Raw genomic sequence first — 17,160 nt, 5'->3', positions numbered from 1 at the left:
TTTACTTTAACGAAACTATATCGAACGCATAACTCACATTAGTCTCCACTTTGTTGTTCTATCGTTTTCGAAACATCATATAATCCCGACAGCACTTCCGCTCTCATTTTTACAAGCTCAGGGAACTGATAGAAGAAAGCAATTTTCTTATATTTTAACTCTGTTCCTTCTTTCACCTTTTTTGAATCTTGTAAAATGAACGCTGTAAATGTATCTGCGATATCTTCCGTTACATTTGTTGTTCCATACAGCGATACAAACTCATCATGCTTTTCTTTATAAAATTTAATTTGTGCCTCTTCACTTTCTTCTACTTTCTTTTCTGTCCACTCTTGCTCAATTGGTTTCCAAAATTCATTATAAAATTGGTTAATATACGAAGTTTTTCTCGCACATCCATTTTTCAAGAACACCGTTTTACATTTATTTCGATATGATGAAATGTCTTTCTCTTCATCAAACGCCTCTAAATATTTCCTATCCACTGGTACTTGTTTATGCCCAATCGTTAATACGTGAGCCGTTTCATGAATTAATGTTTTCATCACTTCATCTATATTCACCCCAGAATCGAGCACGTCTAAACTAAGCAACCAATCTCTCGGGTCATCCATACTTGGCATGACATGGGCAACAACGCCGTCATAACCATCCGTTATTAGATCAAACCCTGTTATATTCTCACGATATTTCACTGGAATGAGAGTGCGATACATGTCCCATAACGTTTCATGATACTCTCTATCTTGCCGCTGGCTTAACAAGTCATCTTTTGCTACTTCGTCATCTGCAAAAGCTTTATTCAATCTCTTACGATCCAATTTCTCAAAATAAGGATCTACAATTTCATCACCATCGATATAATAAGAAGCTAAAAAGAAATAATTGTCATCCTCTTCTTTTTTCTGTTCCGCCTCTTTCATATTCATACTTTCATACTCTTCTATGTCATAATCCTCTACTTTTTCAAGTTCTGAAAGTTCCTCTATCTTTTTATATACTTTTTGTAATGTTTTATCTCCTATTTGTGTGCAATCTTCTTCTGTTTTACAAATTTCTTTTTCTTTCGTAACCTCGATAGCACTATCGCATCCTGCAACTAAACTGCTTGCTATAATACAACACACTAACTTACCATACAGTTTCTTCATGCAATCCCCCATTATTCCATTCTACAAAATATCATAATCATTTTTTTACGAATATGCGATAATTAATTATAAAAACTGCAAGGAGGCTTCTCATGATTCGTGCAATCTTATTCGACTTAGATGGAACACTATTAGATCGGCGCCAATCTTTAGAACAATTTATTTGTGAGCAATATAATCGCTTCTCCTCACATTTGATGAGTATAGAGAAATCAGAGTATTGTTCTCGATTTCTTGAACTCGATAATAATGGCTATACGTGGAAGGATAAAGTATATGCTACTCTCCTTTCCGAATACAACATTACTACTTTAACGCAAGAGCAACTGCTACACGACTATATTACAAACTTCCAACATCATTGTATTCCTTTCAAAAACACGCATGAACTACTTCAACAGTTAAAACAGCGAAACATTAAAATTGGTATTATCACAAATGGTTTTACTGAATTTCAGATGAGCAACCTTCGAGCACTACATATACATACGTATACAAACACCATTCTCGTTTCAGAAGCTGAAGGAATTAAAAAACCTCACCCTGAAATTTTCGAACGTGCTTTGCAAAGACTAGATGTTAAGGCAGAAGAATGTCTTTATGTTGGAGATCATCCAGAAAACGATGTGCTTGGTTCTGAACAAGTAGGGATTCTTGGTGTTTGGAAAAAAGATTCGTTTTGGGGTGATTTTAAGCATTCACGTATCGTAGATGATTTGTTGGGGGTGCTTTCGTTTTTAGAGGTGGAGGTATCAACACAATAATAACAAATAAATTATATCAGCGATTTTCACAATATATCAATTCACCAACCAAAAGTAACAATAATAAGAGGAGGCGTTTTTCAAAAACGCCTCCTCTTATTATTCATACACTGTAAACTGAGGTTTACTCAGATGATCTTTTACTAGCGCATCATCTGGAAACTTTGAAACTTTTTGATATACGGCAATGTCACCGATACAACCTCCTGTTAGTAGAATTCCTAAAAATGAGAGTGGCTCCAGATTCATAGCTAATCCCAATACAATTGGCAAAATTCCAGTTGGTAAAAACGGAAGCATTAACACTTTCTTCATTTGCTTTACTGTAACCGCCTGTTTAGAATGAGCATATGCAACACCTAATTTCCAATTAACGCCCCATTTTAGTTCACTCCACGGAACACCTCCGATATAGCGAAAGCCAATTAAATGTATCGCTTCATGAATACAAACGAGAACAATCATTGCGATAATAAAAAGAAACATCGTTAATAATGTAACTTCAACTTGAACCCCATCTGAAAGAAATATATGCAAATAACCAATTCCAAACGACAAAGCAATTATTATAAAAAATAAAGAAAAGTTTAATTTAACCATCGAAACAGTAATAGTCGTTTCTTTTCTTTTATCCATCTTCCCCCTCCTAAAATGTAAATATATCTTTACAAAATTGTATAATATACCCAAAATAATGTGAAGATATATTTACATTTATTCTTACATACAAAAAAAGAAACCGGCCACTTTACTTCGTAAAACAGCCGATTTCTTCTATATGTTTCATCGTACGCGCTAATACGTCATCGCGCATTATAAAGCTAAATTTTCTATTCGTTTTAATGTTGTCAGGAATGTCTTTTAATAAAACAGACCCTTTCGTTTCTTCGTAATGCGTATGTTCTTCTACCGCACTAATTGTTGCAAAATAAATGTTTTTAATGATTATTTTGTCTTTTCCAGATACTTTGTATTGTCCTAAGTAAGTTAAATCAGAAACTATGCCGCCGGTTTCTTCATGAACCTCTCGAACTGCCGCTTCTTCCGGTGTTTCCCCTATTTCTACTTTACCACCTGGAAATTCAAGACCGCGACGTAAATGATGTGTTAATAACCATTGATCCCCGTACCGGCATACAACCCAAACATGCTTTGGCTCAGGAGAAAATGGATAACGTTCAAACGATAATTGTACAGTGTTGTGGTAATAATCTTTAAATTTGTACATGCCATTACTCCCCTATTGATGGTTACAAGTTTTTCCTACCACAAATTGTAGCATATTCTCGCTTTTCTGCATAATATTATCCAATTACAATCCATTGATTATTCCCATTTGTGCGACTAATTCTTTCGTCTCATGATTTCCTAAATCGTAAATCATTTTATATGCTTTTTGTAGTTGTTCATCATATCGGTCATTATTTGAATCGTGATGATACTCAACAAATGGAACGTGGGAGCGTACAAATGACCCTAAATCTTCTACATATGCTTGATCAAAGTGCTCTCGTAATTCCATAATTTCCTCATCATTTGCGGAAATCTCAAAATTATACGTATCCGCCGTCTTCACTTGTGAAATTTGACCATTTCCTATTGATATATAATATGTTTTTTTCGTCTCCATGTAACACCCTTCTTTCATCCTTTTATTTTCTATTGTTTTCATCAATTACAAAATTATGTAAAATAAAGAAAAGGAGGGATTTTATGTTCAAAATATTAATTATCGGTATTATCATCGTCCTAATCATCCTCGTACTCTCCATCATGACAATTAATAAAGGCTATGCATACAAACATTCCGTTGATAAACCAGAAGATAATCCTTATACAAAAAATAATAAGGAGGATTCATAATATGCTTCGTGTACTTCGCATTGCAATCGCACTCACTGTGATCATAATGTCGATAATCGGGCTCTATACAGGTCAAAATAACTTTCTACCACTTTCACAATTTTTATTAGGAGCTCTCATGTTCCTCATTGCAATGGAACAAATAAAAAAGAAGGATTCAGGAACAGGATTCATTTGTATTGTTGCCGGTGCTTTCATTTGGATTGTTCTTATCATTAGCTATATAAAATAAAGGGGATACATGTATGCTAAAAGGATTGCGAATTACTTTTTCACTTATTGCTTTATGTATAGCAATCTATAGTTTCTTTACTAGTAATAGAGAAATTATGCCTTATATGTTCATCTTTTTAGGGATGATGGCTTTCGTTATTAGTATAGAGGAAATCTTAAAACAGCAAAAAGGTGGTAGTATACTTGCTCTGTTAGCGGGAGCTGGTGCTTTATTTCTTGGCTTCTCAGAAATATTTCGATAAATAGTCTCTTTAAAGGAGGTATACAATGCTAACTGGATTACGCTATTTTTTCATGCTTCTCACACTCTCTCTTTGCACTTATTCTCTTGCTACCGACAACTTCACACTTCTCCCATACATGCAATTTGCTCTCAGTTGTTTCTTTATTCTTCTAGGAATTAATGAACTGAAATCCGGAAGAAAATCAATGGGTATCTCGCATTTTTTCGTTTCTAGTCTTATGCTCTTCATTGTAATATCGAACTACTTTCACTAAAGATAACATATAATTTCCAATCACCTACTGACCATTACCTCTCACTAATTTGGATTTTTTAAACAGTTAATAAATTGGAGGATACTATGCTAACAAACCTTCGAATCTTACTATCTGCTATTGCTTTTATTCTTTCTTTTTTTAGTCTTTTTACACGAATTTCTATTCTTTTCTCTTATGTATTTATCCTTTTAAGCATCACATTTATTCTTTCGGGAGTTGCTGAAATACAACAAAAGCAAAAATCGAAAGCTATCTTTTGTTTTATAGTTGGGATAATCACTTTCTTCGTTGGGATTTCTGACATACTTCCATAAAAAAGAAGAGCTTGTGTGCTCTTCTTTAACTCACTACTTTCAATCCAATAATCGTCCCCATAATCCCAACAATACAAATAATCCGAAAAGCGTTTTTAGGTTCTTGAAAAAATAAAATACCGACAACTGCTGCCCCGAGCGTTCCGATTCCAGTCCAAACTGCATATGCGATCGATAACTGAATTTCTTGAAGCGCCATCGTTAAAAATTGAAAACTAATAATAAAACCACCTATTAAAATAATATTATTCGTCCAACTATTATTTTTGGCTACTTTCTTTATCCCAATTACACCGACAATTTCAAAGAGCCCAGCTATAATTAAATAGATCCATGCCACTTTATTTCACCTCTTCCTTATTCCCACTAAATTTCAATCCGATAATAAATAGTGCCAATAAGCAAACGAGGAAAATTTTGATGAGCGAAAATGGTTCTTTGAAATATAAAATATCTACCAATATCGTTCCAACTGTACCAATTCCAGTAAATACTGCATATGCCGTACCAATTGGAATTTTTTTAGTTGCTTCAATTAGTAGTTGAAAGCTCACTAAAATTGCAATGAGTGTCAAAATACTCATTGAATTTGTTTTTAATCCTGTCGCCCAATATATTTCAATTAAGCCCCCAAATACTAAATACATCCACGCCCTATTTATGCTAATCTCCTTTTTCTTTTTCACTTCTTCTTTTATCTCTTCTCTTGTTTCTTGTTTCGAAGAATTACGCTTCTTTTTCGGAAAAAGAATGTAAGACATCGCCCATATAAAATGAATAATAAGCACTGATGTCCAGACACTTGTAATCGTATTAATCGTTTCATTTTTATAAAATCCAATTTGTTTATTTAAAATCCACTCTTTCATATGAAGGAAATAGGAACCGCTTGGCAACTCTTGAGCTGGTACAAGCCCTACTATAAAAATAAATAGAAGCTGTGCAAAAATGAAAATCCCCACATGTTTATAAAAGTATTGCCGCTCTAATCGTGCGTGCTCCTTTCCATATAGCTTTTCTTTTTGCGTGGCTGTCATTTATCTTCCTCCTTTTTCAAATAATACTCCACCATTTCATCTATATACTTCATTGTTTCCGAATCAAGTCCATATACTTTTGCAATCTCTCCCTCTTCAGGTTTAATTAAATCCCAATACTTATTTATTAATTGTTCATCTTCATGAAATACGTGCATTGAAAAAGCCACTACCCTTTCCGCTAATTTTTGAATTTCCGGTGAATCTACTGGTTCATTTATACGCTGACGAATTGCTCTTAATACTTGTAACCATTCTTTTGTTCTTTCATTGTTTTCTTCAAGTGTTGGTAAATCCTCTATAACCTTCTGTTCTTCCTCCGTAAAATATTTTTGTCGGAAATTTTCTCTCTGCTCAATTCCCTGTACTGATTTTATGAATAACATTAAATCTTCTGTTTTAAGCTCTCCAGTTAATTCAATGGAATGAAATGCTGTATATAATAGTTTTTCTAAGTCCTGTAATCTTTTTACTTCCGCTTGTATTGTTTGAATTTCATTTTGAATTGCACTTTTCCATCTTTCTTCTGAATTCCCCTTTTCCTCTTTTAACACTTTTTTTATTTCCGAAAGCTTAAAACCAAGCTTTTTAAACGTTGTTATTTGTTGCAATGTAATTACATCATCTTTTGAATAGTAACGATATCCTGACTCAGCAACGTACGACGGTTTTAATAATCCAATTTCCTCATAATATCTAAGTGTTCTCGTCGTTACATTCGTTTCTTTTGAAATTTCACCAATGCTATACTTATTCATCGTTTCCTCCTCACGCCTTATTTATCTTCACTATAAACTTTGACGTATACGTTAAAGTCAATACTCCATTCACACAAAAAACTCCTGTTTTTCAAACAGGAGCTCTCATTAATATATTCACCTACTGCCTTTCATTTCTTAAAAATGCTCATAAGTGAAACTCATTGTTTTTCTATAAAACCTGTACTTTTCTCTTTTACAAATAAAAAAACTGCCCTTTCACAGGCAGTTTTTCTTCTTATCCAAACACTTTCTCAAGTTCATCTTTATCTTGGCTTAACCAGAAGTTCATTAAGCGTTGTGCTCCTTCTAAGTCGTGAAGCTTCGCTTGACCACATTGTGTTTCATTTGCAGCTGGAATTTCTGTAATTTGAACCGCATCTTTTAATGTTAATTCTAATAAATCAATGATTTCTCGTACTGTCGGTGTTCCGCTTACTACAAGATAATATCCTGTTTGGCAGCCCATCGGTGAAATATCGATAATATCAAAATGCGGATAACGATCAATATATTTACGTAAATTAAATGCTAATAAATGTTCTAACGTATGAATAACATCTGGTTTCATTGCTTGTTTATTCGGTTGGCAAAAACGAATATCAAATTTATTTACAATACCGTCACTACCTACATTGTGAACTCCGCAATGTCTTACATAAGGTGCCTTTACAATCGTATGATCTAATTCAAAGCTTTCTACTGATGGCATACAACATCTCTCCCGCTTTTAATTTAATTCCGTTATATCCAATATGATATAACGGAAATGCACATTAGTAAAGTATTATGTACCGTCGTGCTATAATACTTTAAGACTATGCTGAAAAGGAGACCATTATGAAACAGATTTTTATTGGGATTATACGCTTTTATCAAAAGTTCATTTCTCCGATGACACCACCAACTTGCCGCTTTTATCCGACTTGTTCTCATTACGGATTAGAGGCGTTTCAAAAACATGGTGCACTCAAAGGCTTTTGGCTTACTTGTAAGCGTATATTAAAATGTCACCCTTTCCACCCGGGAGGATTTGATCCTGTCCCAGATAAAAAGAATGACAAAGTAAATTCTTAATTGTCGTAACCATTCACAACTAAATCTAATTTTCCTGTATCAGGATCTATAACAAGACCGTGAACAGGTACTTCTTCTGGAAGTAATGGATGGTTGCGAAGTATCGATACGCTATGTTCTACACTTTCTTCTACACTAGAGAACCCTTGTAGGAATCTTTCTAAATCGATTCCAGAATAACGGAGTGTATCTAATTTCTCATTTGTTATACCCCGCTCTTTCATCTTCTCAATTGTACTGCTTGCTTGAATTTTTGCCATACCGCAATCGTGGTGACCAACTACACAAACTTCATCAGCACCAAGTTCATATACAGCAACTAAAATACTACGCATAATACTTCCGAATGGATGTGAGATAACAGCTCCTGCTACTTTAATAATTTTCACATCACCGTTACGCATATTCATTGCTTTTGGTAATAATTCAACAAGACGAGTATCCATACAAGAGATAATTACCATTTTTTTATTCGGGAATTTTCCCGTTTCATACTCTTCGTATCTTTTCTCTTCAACAAATTTTTCATTGTATTGTAAAATCTCTTCTAATGACTTCATAGTAAAAAACCCTCTTTTCTCTCATTTACATTACTTATATAGTGTACCAAAATATGAAAAACTCAAAAAGGATATCGCTTTATAGTAAAAATAAGATATTTTCAGATAATCGACATAATTCTTTCAAAATATACACACAGCTTTGTAACAAGTCTCACATACTTTAAACGTATTTTCACTATAAACTGATTGTAGATAATGTAAAAAAGGAGTGAATATTTATTATGTCCGACGTTCTGTTACTGAGTCGTTTTCAATTTGCAATTACTATTTTTTATCACTTTTTATTTGTACCTTTGACAATCGGACTTGTCATTTTAGTAGCATGTATGGAAACTCAATACGCCCGCACATTGAATCCAACATACCGTAAAATGGCAAATTTCTGGGGTAAATTATTTACAATTAACTTCGTAATGGGGATTATAACTGGGATTACGATGGAATTCCAATTTGGAACGAACTGGTCTGAGTACTCCAAATATATGGGAGATATTTTCGGATCACCTCTCGCAATCGAAGCACTCGTTGCCTTCTTCTTAGAATCTACTTTCATGGGAATATGGTTATTCGGTAAAGACAAAATTTCACCAAAGTTCCGTGCCTTCTGTATGTGGATGGTTGCACTTGGGACAAATATTTCCGCCCTTTGGATTATTACAGCAAACGGATTTATGCAAAACCCTGTTGGCTACGTAGTACGTAATGGCCGCGCTGAATTAAATGATTTCTGGGCACTCGTTACAAATCCATATGCTTGGAATATGTTCTTCCATACTGTCATTGGTTGTTATATCGTAGGTGCTTTCTTCGTTATGGCAATTAGTGCCTATCACTTATTACGTAAAAATGAAGTGGAATTCTTCAAAAAATCATTTAAGTTTGGTTTAATGTTAGGCTTATTCGCCGCAACAATTACACCGTTTATGGGACATCAATCTGGTGTATCAGCAGCTAAATATCAACCAGCAAAAGGAGCTGCGATGGAAGCAGTTTGGGAAACTGGAAAAGGACAAGGCTTCTCAATTGTTCAAATTCCTGATGTAAAAAATGAGAAAAACTTTGAATTCCTTACGATTCCAAAACTCGGAAGCTTCTTCTATACAAACTCATTTGATGGCGAAATTGTTGGTTTAAAAGATATTCCGAAAGATGAACGTCCAAATGTTAACCTCGTGTATTATAGCTTCCGCTTAATGGTTGCACTTGGTATGTTCTTTATGGCATTAACTTGGTATGGCTTCTATTTAAACCGAAAAGGAAAACTAGAAAACTCAAAACGTTATTTAAAAATTACAATATGGTCTGTCTTACTTCCTTATATCGCGATTAACGCAGGATGGATTGTCGCTGAAGTAGGTCGTCAACCTTGGACAGTATATAAACTAATGCGTACCGCAGAATCTGTATCACCTATATCTGTCCCGCAAATTTGGTTCTCATTAATTAGTTTAATTTTGTTCTACACTTTACTTTTAATCGCAGACGTATACTTAATGCTGAAGTTCGCGAAAAAAGGACCTGCAGCATTAGAAGATCCTGCTACTGAGGGAGGCGTGGCCCATGTCTCATGATATGCTTGCAATCATCTGGTTCGGTTTATGGGGCGTGATTTGGACAGTTTACTTCATCCTTGACGGGTATGCACTTGGTAACGGAATGATCTTTCCTTTCGTTACGAAAGATCGACAAGAACGAAATCAATTACAAGAAGCAATTGGCCCATTCTGGGGCGGTAATGAAGTGTGGTTAATTACAGCTGGTGGCGCAACATTTGCTGCCTTCCCAGTCACATATGCAAATATGTTTAGTTATCTATATACACCGTTATTCTTAGTATTACTTGCACTATTTGCTCGTGCCGCTGGACTGGAATTCATGCATAAAGATGATTCACCAATTTGGCAAAAAACTTGTAAATGGGCATTTGCAATTGGCAGTTTCCTAATCGCCTTCTTATTCGGTGTTACATTCGCTAACTTGTATTACGGACTACAAATCGGAAAAAATGGCTATGAAGGAAATTTACTTAGCTTACTAAACCATTACGGTATTTTAGGAGGGTTGTTCTTCACTGCTATATTTGTCGTATCCGGTGCCCTTTGGGTCATGATTAAAACGACTGGTGAAGTATCCGACCGTGCTTATAAAATCGCAAGACCATTTTCAATGGCAGCAGCTATTATTTTAGCTATCTTCTATGTAGCAACTGCTAATCGGACAAACTTATTCCAAAACTTTACGGAATATCCGGTACTATTCATTCTTCCAGTACTTGCAATGCTAATGAGTGTACTCGCACTTATTATGGTGTACAAACATAAAATCGGCCTTGCATTCACATTCGTTTGCCTAACAATCGCAATGTTTATGACAACTGGCTTTGCAGGTATGTTCCCAAGAATGTTACCATCCCGTATTAACGATGCATACAGTACAACGTTATACAACGCAGCTGGTAGTCAATTAAACTTAAAAATTATGTTCTTCGTAGCAATGGTCATGGTACCAATCGTTATTGGATATCAGCTTTGGAGCTACAGTATTTTTAAAAATAAAATTCATAAAGACTCTGCTAAAGGATATCACTAAAATAAAAAAGACACTTCGTTTGAAGTGTCTTTTTTTGTACGTATGATTTTCGATAAGATGTTATATTTCTAATCTAACAACTACACTATAGAAGAATCATTAACAGCTCACAGCTAGATTGTATCATAGGGCAACTTCATCATTTTATGCAATTTTACATACTGTACTATAAAGTAAACTGTATCCCCTGATCATTCGCATCATTATCCCATACATCAGCTGTACTAATCCCGCTAAACGTTTGTACTTTCATTCCTGTATTTGATGATCCCGATCCATTATAAGCCTTCGTCTTTTCAATCGGCTGTACGTTATATTTGTCACCTACATTAATTGTTCCATTGCAGTTTTCAATAATAACACCTTCCACAACTGCCGGCATTTTGTCACCCACTTTCATTTCTTTACTTTTATTTTATGAAAATCGCCTAGAAAAATAGCATGTTTCAATAAGAAAAAGCACTCAAATTGAGTGCTTTTTCTTTAAGCATAAAGACAAGTTTGGAGACAGTTGACTTCTTCAAAATTTTATTAGGGGTAATATTTTGAAAAAGAAAGCCTTTCATATGTAGGTTAACACCACTGGAATATATAGTAAATTGATAATATTTATACGGAAGATTGCTAATGTTTAGTATAGATAGTTTATACTATGCTAACAGTGAAAACTATCTATACTAATAAAAAAAAGGTGCCTTCAAAGAAGCCACCTTTCAAAAACAGACACTATAAAACAGAATTATTTATTGTTATACGATTGTTAGATACAAAAAGTAGAGGGAAATGTTTGTATGAAATTCTGCTTTATAAAGTCTGTCTACAACTTATATTGTAATCCTCTTCATTTGAAAAAAAATATAATATGCACAATTGCATACAAAAAGAAAAAGCACTCTACTGAGTGCCTTTTCAACCATTTTACTTTTAATATATCGCTTTGAATATATTGTAACATACGTATCTATATATTTTATTGAGAAAATTCAAAATCATTTTTTCTTTCATTTTTACTTATAAAATCATGTAATATAAAAGGTATGTCAAATTCTTATACAAATTGAGGTGTACTATATTTATGATGTATTTCGGAATTATTCCTCTTATATTGTTTATTATTTTTCTTATCTCGTATTTAAAAGATCCGCGAAAAATAATAAACGGCTTTTTATTTAATGCCTTTATCTGTTCATTTCTATTATTTTGCGCTATAGCCTCATTTGAGTCTGGTAATAACGATTTACATTTTATCGTTATCATCCCCATGCTAGCACTACTTGTAATGATTCCTTTTGCTATAGTCGCTTTAATGTTTGGACTCTTTCTTAATGCAAAAATTTTAATGCAACGTGAAGGAAGACGCTTCACAAACTCTTTAACTTTAATTGCTGCTTTAGGGATTTTATTCTTTATAATGCTCCCTATTATAAATCCAGCAAGTTTAGTTTCATCGCATTTAGAGCCTATTTTTGCAGCTATTTCTCTTATAAGCATATATTTCTTTATACACTTATCTAACTTCTTAAGCGCATATTTTTTATACCAATTCAACAGACCAAGACGTAATCAAGATTTCATTATCGTTCTCGGTAGCGGCTTAATTAATGATAAAGTACCACCTTTACTTGCAAGCCGAATTAATAAAGCTATCGACTTTTATTGGAAACAAGCTGCTGTGAATACACCACCAACAATTATTTTCTCTGGCGGTCAAGGTCCAGATGAAGGACTTCCTGAGGCAGAAGCAATGCAAAATTACGCTGTTGAAAAAGGTATTCCGATTGAACATACAGTGCAAGAAAATCGCTCTGTAAACACATATCAAAACATGTTGTTCTCTAAAGAAATTATGGATTCTTTAAAGCCTGAAGGTAAATATAAAAGTATTTTTACCACAAATAATTTTCACCTTTTCCGCGCTGGTATATATGCAAGACAAGCTGGTCTTAACAGCCAAGGGATCGGATCAAAAACTGCATTTTATTATTGGCCTAACGCAATGATCCGTGAATATGTTGCGATTGTCGTAATGGGACGTAAGCGCCATATGAAAATATGTGGAACTATTTTAGGCTTCGCTGTATTCGTATCAGTACTTAGTTTTATATTTTCTTAATAGCATCCCATCCTTTGAAAGGATGGGATTTCTTATACTTATTTCAAAAATATTTTAAAGATAATATGGTCATAATATTCCCTGCATACATCCATTAAAGGAGAAATTTTTCAAATTAAATGTTAAAATGGAATTTAGGTGTGAATTACGTAACAAATAAGAAACTAGTTTGAAACGAGGAAATTACATGGAGAAAATTATCAAAAACAAGCCCAATAAGCTAAAAATTGCTTCTAAAGCTTTGATGATTATTATTGGGGCATTTATCACAGCGTACGGATTAGAAGCAGTATTAATTCCAAATAACGTATCAGATGGTGGTGTGACTGGTTTAAGTATCGTTAGTTCAAGATTATTTGGATTGCCATTAGGAGCTCTAATCGCAGTTATTAACATTCCTTTCGTTTGGTTAGGATATAAGCAAATCGGTAAAAGCTTTGCGATTTATTCCATTATCGGGATTGCTTCATTAGCAATAGGTACCGTTGTCATGCACGGAATACCAGCTATTATTGAAGGCGATACATTATTAGTTACAGTTGTTGGTGGTATTATCATCGGTTTTGGTATGGGACTAGCATTGCGTAACGGTGGAGCATTAGATGGAATCGATATGCTTGCTGTATTGCTTTCTCGTAAGTTACCATTTGGAACGAGTGACCTTATTTTATTCTTAAACATGTTCGTATTTATTTTCGTATCAACCGTATTCGGTCTTCAAGGAGCTATCCTTTCGGCAATTGCTTACTTTATTGCTTCGAAAGTGATTCATATCGTTGAAGTTGGTTTAAGTGGTTCGAAAGCATTTAAAATCATTACAAAAGAGCCTGAATTGATGGTAGAAACAATTCGTGATCGTTTAGGCCGAAGTGCAACATATAACGAAGTATACGGTGGTTATTCAAGAGAGAAATTCAAAGAAATTTCTTGCGTAATTAACCGTTTAGAAGAAAGTAAAATGAAAGAACTTATTAATGAAATCGATCCTAATGCCTTTATTACCGTTTATGATGTAGCAGAAGTAAAAGGCGGTAATTTCAAGAAACGTGATATTCATTAATCATTATGAAAAAAGAGGGTGTGCTAACATTTTGGCACACCCTCTTCTTATTATTAAGTTGCTATCGTTGTCAGTTTTTTTCAGTAAGTATATATATTTTTACTCGCCCCACCGACTCCCACGTTTAATCCACGCTACATACTTTTGAAAAGCCGTCACTTCATGTTGAAAACGCAGCGGGATATACAACAATAAAGTGCATGTACACAGTATCCATAGAATACCTACTACAAAATGAAATTTCATTGTCGTGCTAATAAACAAGCTGAGGAATAATACAAGGAACATAATTACACTAAATCTTTTATACGTAGTCATACTATCCCCTCCTTATGTATTAATTGTATCAGCTAAAAGGAATTTATTCCCATAATAAAAAAGACCGAAAAGCAAATTCCACTTTTCGGTCTCTATAACTATCTTCTCTTCGTAATTTTCCCTGAACCACCGACCCTCGTTTTCGGAGGAGATGTATTTCTTGGCGGCGTTTTAATAGATGATTTCGGCTTCACATCTGATCCACTTGAACCACCTGGTGTTTTTGTAATTTTACCCTTGCTTCCAGTAGAAGGTGGGGGCGTCGTATTACTTCCTTTTTCAGTAATACTTCCCTTATCACCTACTGATGGTTTCGAATCTACATTATCGCCTCGCTTAATGATAGACCCTTTCCCTTCCTTCGTAATTGGAGGTGGGGTTTTCTTTTCTTCTTTCGTAGGTGGTCTCTCTGGAATAACTGGTTTATGATTTTGTCTGTCATTATATCCTCGATAATCACCATATGATGATTTTCGTGAACCGAATATATCGTTTAATATGCTACCCATAATATATCCTTGCAAGAAGGACGGTTGGTAGTTGTGACGGACAAATTCTTCATTACTTACTTCAATTAACGTATCAGATGGTTTCTCTTTATCCTTTTGAAGGTTATACATTTTATCCGAATAAACGAGAAACATTTGATTTTCGTCTTCTTTAGATGCTTGTTTCGGTTTCCTTTCGGCTATAAGTTCCTTCGCGACTTCAGGAACTGACCGATTGGCGGCCCTATACACGTAAGATTCTTGTTTACCTTCCTTTGCGACAGACTCAAGCGGATAACGGTCCTGAATCGACTTTGTCTGCCCGCCTTGACAACCTGATAAGGCATAACCAGCAACAACAAGTAATGTAACGATAGCAAGTATAGGGATCACAAACGATTTAATCATGGTAAACAATCGGTTTGACATGATTACGCCCCCTTACGTTGCTCTTATAATTTGTACATCAGCAGGAATGATTGCTTCTCCCTCATACATCATTGTGCGACCATTTTGCCATTCAATACGCAATAATTTTCGATTATCTGATTGGAATTCCCATACATACTGTTCCTCTGAAGCGGAGAATGGTGTTTTCCCCATCACAACAACACGTCCGTTATATTGTTCTTCCATATGATACTCAGTATCATCCATTTCAATTGTCGTCGGAATTTCCTCAATTGAATCTAAGCGACCATCAATTGGTGTATATAATTTGTAATACGTATTTTCACGATCTTCAATTTTTAAATAACGAATGTCTTTCCCGTCTTGCAGTGTTAAAACAATTTCCTTGCGAGAATGCATACTCGTTTTCCCAGTTAATTCGTACATGACTAATGAAACTTCAATCATATCACCAGGAGCTAACGTTAAAAGACTCTTTTCCGGCTTCGGTGGCTCTGGGCTTTTCATTATATTTTTAATTCGTTTAAATAAACTCATGATTTACCCCTCCTTTTCTCTTTATAAACAAGCACCTAAAATAAGTGCACCAACAATATGTAATGATCCGGCTAACATCGCATGTGCAACGCTACCTTCTTTCGTACCTTCTTCTAAATCAAGACCAGACATTTTCTTTAATACGAATTCGATAAACATTTCTACCACTAATAAAATAACGAAAGAAACTGCTGATGCAAGAAGTGCTTGCCATAAATCATTTGCTTTCGTTATCGATTGAGATAAAATGTACCCTTGTGCAAATAATTTCATAATAAAACGAGTTGTTACAGCTGTATTTCCATTTTTGATTTCTTTTAAATCATTGTATTTTGTAAAAATCGAATCAACCCACATAATTGCAAATAAAAGTACTGCACTCGCTCCAGTCCATACAAGCATGGCAACTACATTCATCCATGTCATTGCAAAACCTCCTCAAAAATATAATAGAAAACCGACATGAATTTGTTTAGACATGTCGGTTCATTTGTCTCTATTCTATATTATTTCTCATACTGCTTCATAATACGAGCTAATTCATCGTCAACAGCAGAATTTTTGTTTAAGCTTGCGAATTCATCATCTAATGACTTTTCTTTTTTATAAACTTCACCGCTTGCTTCCGCTTCAGCCTCTAATTGAAGAGCTTTCTCTTCCATACGGCTTAAACCAGCTTTTGCTGAATTTGAATCAAATCCAGACATCGCCTGATTAATATTTTTCTGTGCTTTCGCTGCATTTACACGTGCTACAAGTGTTTCACGTTTATTTTTCAGCTCATTTAATTGCTTGCGCATTTCTTCTAGCTTAAGGCGCAGATTATCAGCAGCAGCTTTATTTTGCTCGTAGCTTGCTTTATACTCATTCATCTTTTGCTCTGCATTTTGTTTTTCTTCTAATGCACGACGCGCAAGATCTAAGTTATTAGCTTGAACAGCCATATGAGCTTGCTCTTCACGTTTTTTCACAAGTGCTTCTTGCTCTTCAAATAATATTTTGAATTTCTTCTCAAGTGCGATTTGAGCTGCTACACTTTTCTCAGCTTCTTGTACATCCGCTTGCATATCGCGTAAATATTGATCCGTCATCTTAACTGGATCTTCCGCTTTTTCAATTAACGAGTACACATTCGACATTGTTAAATCTCTTAATCGTTTAAATACAGACATCTAAATTCCTCCTATGATATACCTCATATTTCAAATTCACTACTTGGAAAACTGAAAAATCTCCCTTTACAGTAAAGAATATTCATTTTTACAGCCTATGTGTTTATTATAACAAAACTAATATGTCCTTACATGTTATTTCCAAAATACATCCATTATAATATGACATTCTATATACAATATTGCATTTCTAATATATTCTCATTATCC

At 34.5% G+C, this 17,160-nt stretch carries 25 protein-coding genes; 10 read left to right on the top strand and 15 right to left on the bottom strand.

Translation table 11 applies throughout. From position 1 onward, the window contains the following. Positions 1 to 38: 38 nt before the first annotated feature. A complete protein-coding gene (locus tag H6481_RS15350) occupies positions 39 to 1,151 on the bottom strand; it encodes a recombinase family protein (protein ID WP_120460620.1) in 1,113 nt (370 codons plus the stop codon). 92 nt (positions 1,152 to 1,243) lie between these two features. On the opposite strand from H6481_RS15350, the gene H6481_RS15345 reads away from it, so the two are divergent. Further along, positions 1,244 to 1,915, top strand: a complete 672-nt coding sequence (locus H6481_RS15345) for an HAD family hydrolase (protein WP_016512212.1) — start codon at positions 1,244 to 1,246, stop codon at positions 1,913 to 1,915. A gap of 99 nt (positions 1,916 to 2,014) precedes the next feature. Here H6481_RS15345 and H6481_RS15340 read toward each other — a convergent pair whose 3' ends face one another. The 3 genes from H6481_RS15340 to H6481_RS15330 form a co-directional block, all read right to left on the bottom strand. Beyond that, the gene (locus H6481_RS15340) at positions 2,015 to 2,551 is read right to left on the bottom strand and encodes a DUF3267 domain-containing protein (RefSeq protein ID WP_097961165.1); all 537 of its coding nucleotides are present in this window, start codon (positions 2,549 to 2,551) and stop codon (positions 2,015 to 2,017) included. Between the two features lie 112 nt (positions 2,552 to 2,663). Beyond that, positions 2,664 to 3,143 (bottom strand): antimutator 8-oxo-(dGTP/GTP)ase, encoded by a 480-nt coding sequence (mutTA, locus tag H6481_RS15335; RefSeq protein WP_000276382.1) that lies wholly within the window; start codon positions 3,141 to 3,143, stop codon positions 2,664 to 2,666. An 84-nt stretch (positions 3,144 to 3,227) separates the two neighbouring features. Continuing rightward, complete coding sequence (locus H6481_RS15330; RefSeq protein ID WP_182812205.1) at positions 3,228 to 3,545, bottom strand: hydrolase; 318 nt, start codon at positions 3,543 to 3,545, stop codon at positions 3,228 to 3,230. Positions 3,546 to 3,628: 83 nt separating this feature from the next. Here H6481_RS15330 and ytzI point away from each other — a divergent pair, with 83 nt between their 5' ends. The 4 genes from ytzI (at position 3,629) to H6481_RS15310 (ending at position 4,827) form a co-directional block, all read left to right on the top strand. Next, positions 3,629 to 3,778 (top strand): YtzI protein, encoded by a 150-nt coding sequence (ytzI, locus tag H6481_RS15325; RefSeq protein WP_120460622.1) that lies wholly within the window; start codon positions 3,629 to 3,631, stop codon positions 3,776 to 3,778. A gap of 1 nt (position 3,779) precedes the next feature. Beyond that, complete coding sequence (locus H6481_RS15320; protein ID WP_000946673.1) at positions 3,780 to 4,010, top strand: DUF3953 domain-containing protein; 231 nt, start codon at positions 3,780 to 3,782, stop codon at positions 4,008 to 4,010. A 13-nt stretch (positions 4,011 to 4,023) separates the two neighbouring features. Next, complete coding sequence (locus tag H6481_RS15315) at positions 4,024 to 4,254, top strand: DUF3953 domain-containing protein (protein WP_000911975.1); 231 nt, start codon at positions 4,024 to 4,026, stop codon at positions 4,252 to 4,254. Between the two features lie 342 nt (positions 4,255 to 4,596). Then, positions 4,597 to 4,827, top strand: a complete 231-nt coding sequence (locus H6481_RS15310) for a DUF3953 domain-containing protein (protein WP_000957188.1) — start codon at positions 4,597 to 4,599, stop codon at positions 4,825 to 4,827. A gap of 25 nt (positions 4,828 to 4,852) precedes the next feature. On the opposite strand, the gene H6481_RS15305 is transcribed toward H6481_RS15310, so the two are convergent. The 4 genes from H6481_RS15305 to luxS all read right to left on the bottom strand — a co-directional run bounded on the left by H6481_RS15305 (position 4,853) and on the right by luxS (position 7,334). Then, entirely contained in the window at positions 4,853 to 5,167 is a 315-nt protein-coding gene (locus H6481_RS15305; RefSeq protein WP_000312334.1) for a multidrug efflux SMR transporter, read from the bottom strand. A gap of 1 nt (position 5,168) precedes the next feature. Next, a complete protein-coding gene (locus H6481_RS15300) occupies positions 5,169 to 5,864 on the bottom strand; it encodes a multidrug efflux SMR transporter (protein ID WP_000127524.1) in 696 nt (231 codons plus the stop codon). Continuing rightward, on the bottom strand, positions 5,861 to 6,622 hold the full coding sequence (locus H6481_RS15295; protein ID WP_097961166.1) for a MerR family transcriptional regulator: 762 nt from the start codon (positions 6,620 to 6,622) through the stop codon (positions 5,861 to 5,863). Before H6481_RS15295 ends, H6481_RS15300 begins: the two co-directional genes overlap by 4 nt. 238 nt (positions 6,623 to 6,860) lie before the next feature. After that, the gene (luxS, locus tag H6481_RS15290) at positions 6,861 to 7,334 is read right to left on the bottom strand and encodes an S-ribosylhomocysteine lyase LuxS (RefSeq protein WP_001141371.1); all 474 of its coding nucleotides are present in this window, start codon (positions 7,332 to 7,334) and stop codon (positions 6,861 to 6,863) included. A 128-nt stretch (positions 7,335 to 7,462) separates the two neighbouring features. Here luxS and yidD point away from each other — a divergent pair, with 128 nt between their 5' ends. Continuing rightward, positions 7,463 to 7,699, top strand: a complete 237-nt coding sequence (gene yidD / locus H6481_RS15285) for a membrane protein insertion efficiency factor YidD (protein WP_098583594.1) — start codon at positions 7,463 to 7,465, stop codon at positions 7,697 to 7,699. On the opposite strand, the gene H6481_RS15280 is transcribed toward yidD, so the two are convergent. Next, a complete protein-coding gene (locus tag H6481_RS15280; RefSeq protein WP_000838173.1) occupies positions 7,696 to 8,259 on the bottom strand; it encodes a carbonic anhydrase in 564 nt (187 codons plus the stop codon). The genes yidD and H6481_RS15280 overlap by 4 nt on opposite strands. Positions 8,260 to 8,483: 224 nt before the next feature. Here H6481_RS15280 and cydA point away from each other — a divergent pair, with 224 nt between their 5' ends. Both cydA and cydB read left to right on the top strand, forming a co-directional pair. Further along, complete coding sequence (cydA, locus tag H6481_RS15275) at positions 8,484 to 9,833, top strand: cytochrome ubiquinol oxidase subunit I (RefSeq protein WP_001286164.1); 1,350 nt, start codon at positions 8,484 to 8,486, stop codon at positions 9,831 to 9,833. Further along, positions 9,823 to 10,851: a cytochrome d ubiquinol oxidase subunit II gene (cydB, locus tag H6481_RS15270; protein ID WP_000017662.1), complete on the top strand. Its 1,029-nt coding sequence runs from the start codon at positions 9,823 to 9,825 to the stop codon at positions 10,849 to 10,851. Before cydA ends, cydB begins: the two co-directional genes overlap by 11 nt. A 166-nt stretch (positions 10,852 to 11,017) precedes the next feature. Here the strand turns inward: cydB and H6481_RS15265 are convergent, their stop codons facing one another. Further along, positions 11,018 to 11,251: a spore germination protein gene (locus tag H6481_RS15265; protein WP_002001299.1), complete on the bottom strand. Its 234-nt coding sequence runs from the start codon at positions 11,249 to 11,251 to the stop codon at positions 11,018 to 11,020. 678 nt (positions 11,252 to 11,929) lie between these two features. Here H6481_RS15265 and H6481_RS15260 point away from each other — a divergent pair. Both H6481_RS15260 and H6481_RS15255 read left to right on the top strand, forming a co-directional pair. Then, positions 11,930 to 12,964, top strand: coding sequence for a YdcF family protein (locus H6481_RS15260; protein WP_182812258.1), 1,035 nt, complete (start codon positions 11,930 to 11,932; stop codon positions 12,962 to 12,964). 187 nt (positions 12,965 to 13,151) lie between these two features. Further along, positions 13,152 to 14,024: a YitT family protein gene (locus tag H6481_RS15255; protein ID WP_000411241.1), complete on the top strand. Its 873-nt coding sequence runs from the start codon at positions 13,152 to 13,154 to the stop codon at positions 14,022 to 14,024. A 99-nt stretch (positions 14,025 to 14,123) separates the two neighbouring features. Here the strand turns inward: H6481_RS15255 and H6481_RS15250 are convergent, their stop codons facing one another. From H6481_RS15250 to H6481_RS15230, 5 genes are all read right to left on the bottom strand, one after another. Next, the gene (locus tag H6481_RS15250) at positions 14,124 to 14,342 is read right to left on the bottom strand and encodes a hypothetical protein (protein ID WP_016123492.1); all 219 of its coding nucleotides are present in this window, start codon (positions 14,340 to 14,342) and stop codon (positions 14,124 to 14,126) included. A 98-nt stretch (positions 14,343 to 14,440) separates the two neighbouring features. Next, positions 14,441 to 15,259, bottom strand: coding sequence for a DUF4247 domain-containing protein (locus tag H6481_RS15245; protein ID WP_182812202.1), 819 nt, complete (start codon positions 15,257 to 15,259; stop codon positions 14,441 to 14,443). 12 nt (positions 15,260 to 15,271) lie between these two features. Beyond that, positions 15,272 to 15,778: a DUF4178 domain-containing protein gene (locus H6481_RS15240; RefSeq protein WP_000051755.1), complete on the bottom strand. Its 507-nt coding sequence runs from the start codon at positions 15,776 to 15,778 to the stop codon at positions 15,272 to 15,274. A gap of 21 nt (positions 15,779 to 15,799) precedes the next feature. Further along, positions 15,800 to 16,204, bottom strand: coding sequence for a DUF350 domain-containing protein (locus tag H6481_RS15235; protein WP_000220087.1), 405 nt, complete (start codon positions 16,202 to 16,204; stop codon positions 15,800 to 15,802). Positions 16,205 to 16,284: 80 nt separating this feature from the next. Further along, positions 16,285 to 16,950 carry a PspA/IM30 family protein gene (locus H6481_RS15230; protein WP_000110280.1) on the bottom strand — a complete coding sequence of 222 codons (666 nt, stop codon included), beginning with the start codon at positions 16,948 to 16,950 and terminating at the stop codon, positions 16,285 to 16,287. Positions 16,951 to 17,160 lie beyond the last annotated feature (210 nt).

Source organism: Bacillus sp. ME78 (assembly GCF_903970865.1).
In the GTDB taxonomy this organism is placed as follows: Bacteria; Bacillota; Bacilli; order Bacillales; family Bacillaceae_G; genus Bacillus_A; species Bacillus_A cereus.
Note: the sequence above shows the minus strand (reverse complement) of the source record. Positions and strands in the feature narration are given on the sequence as shown.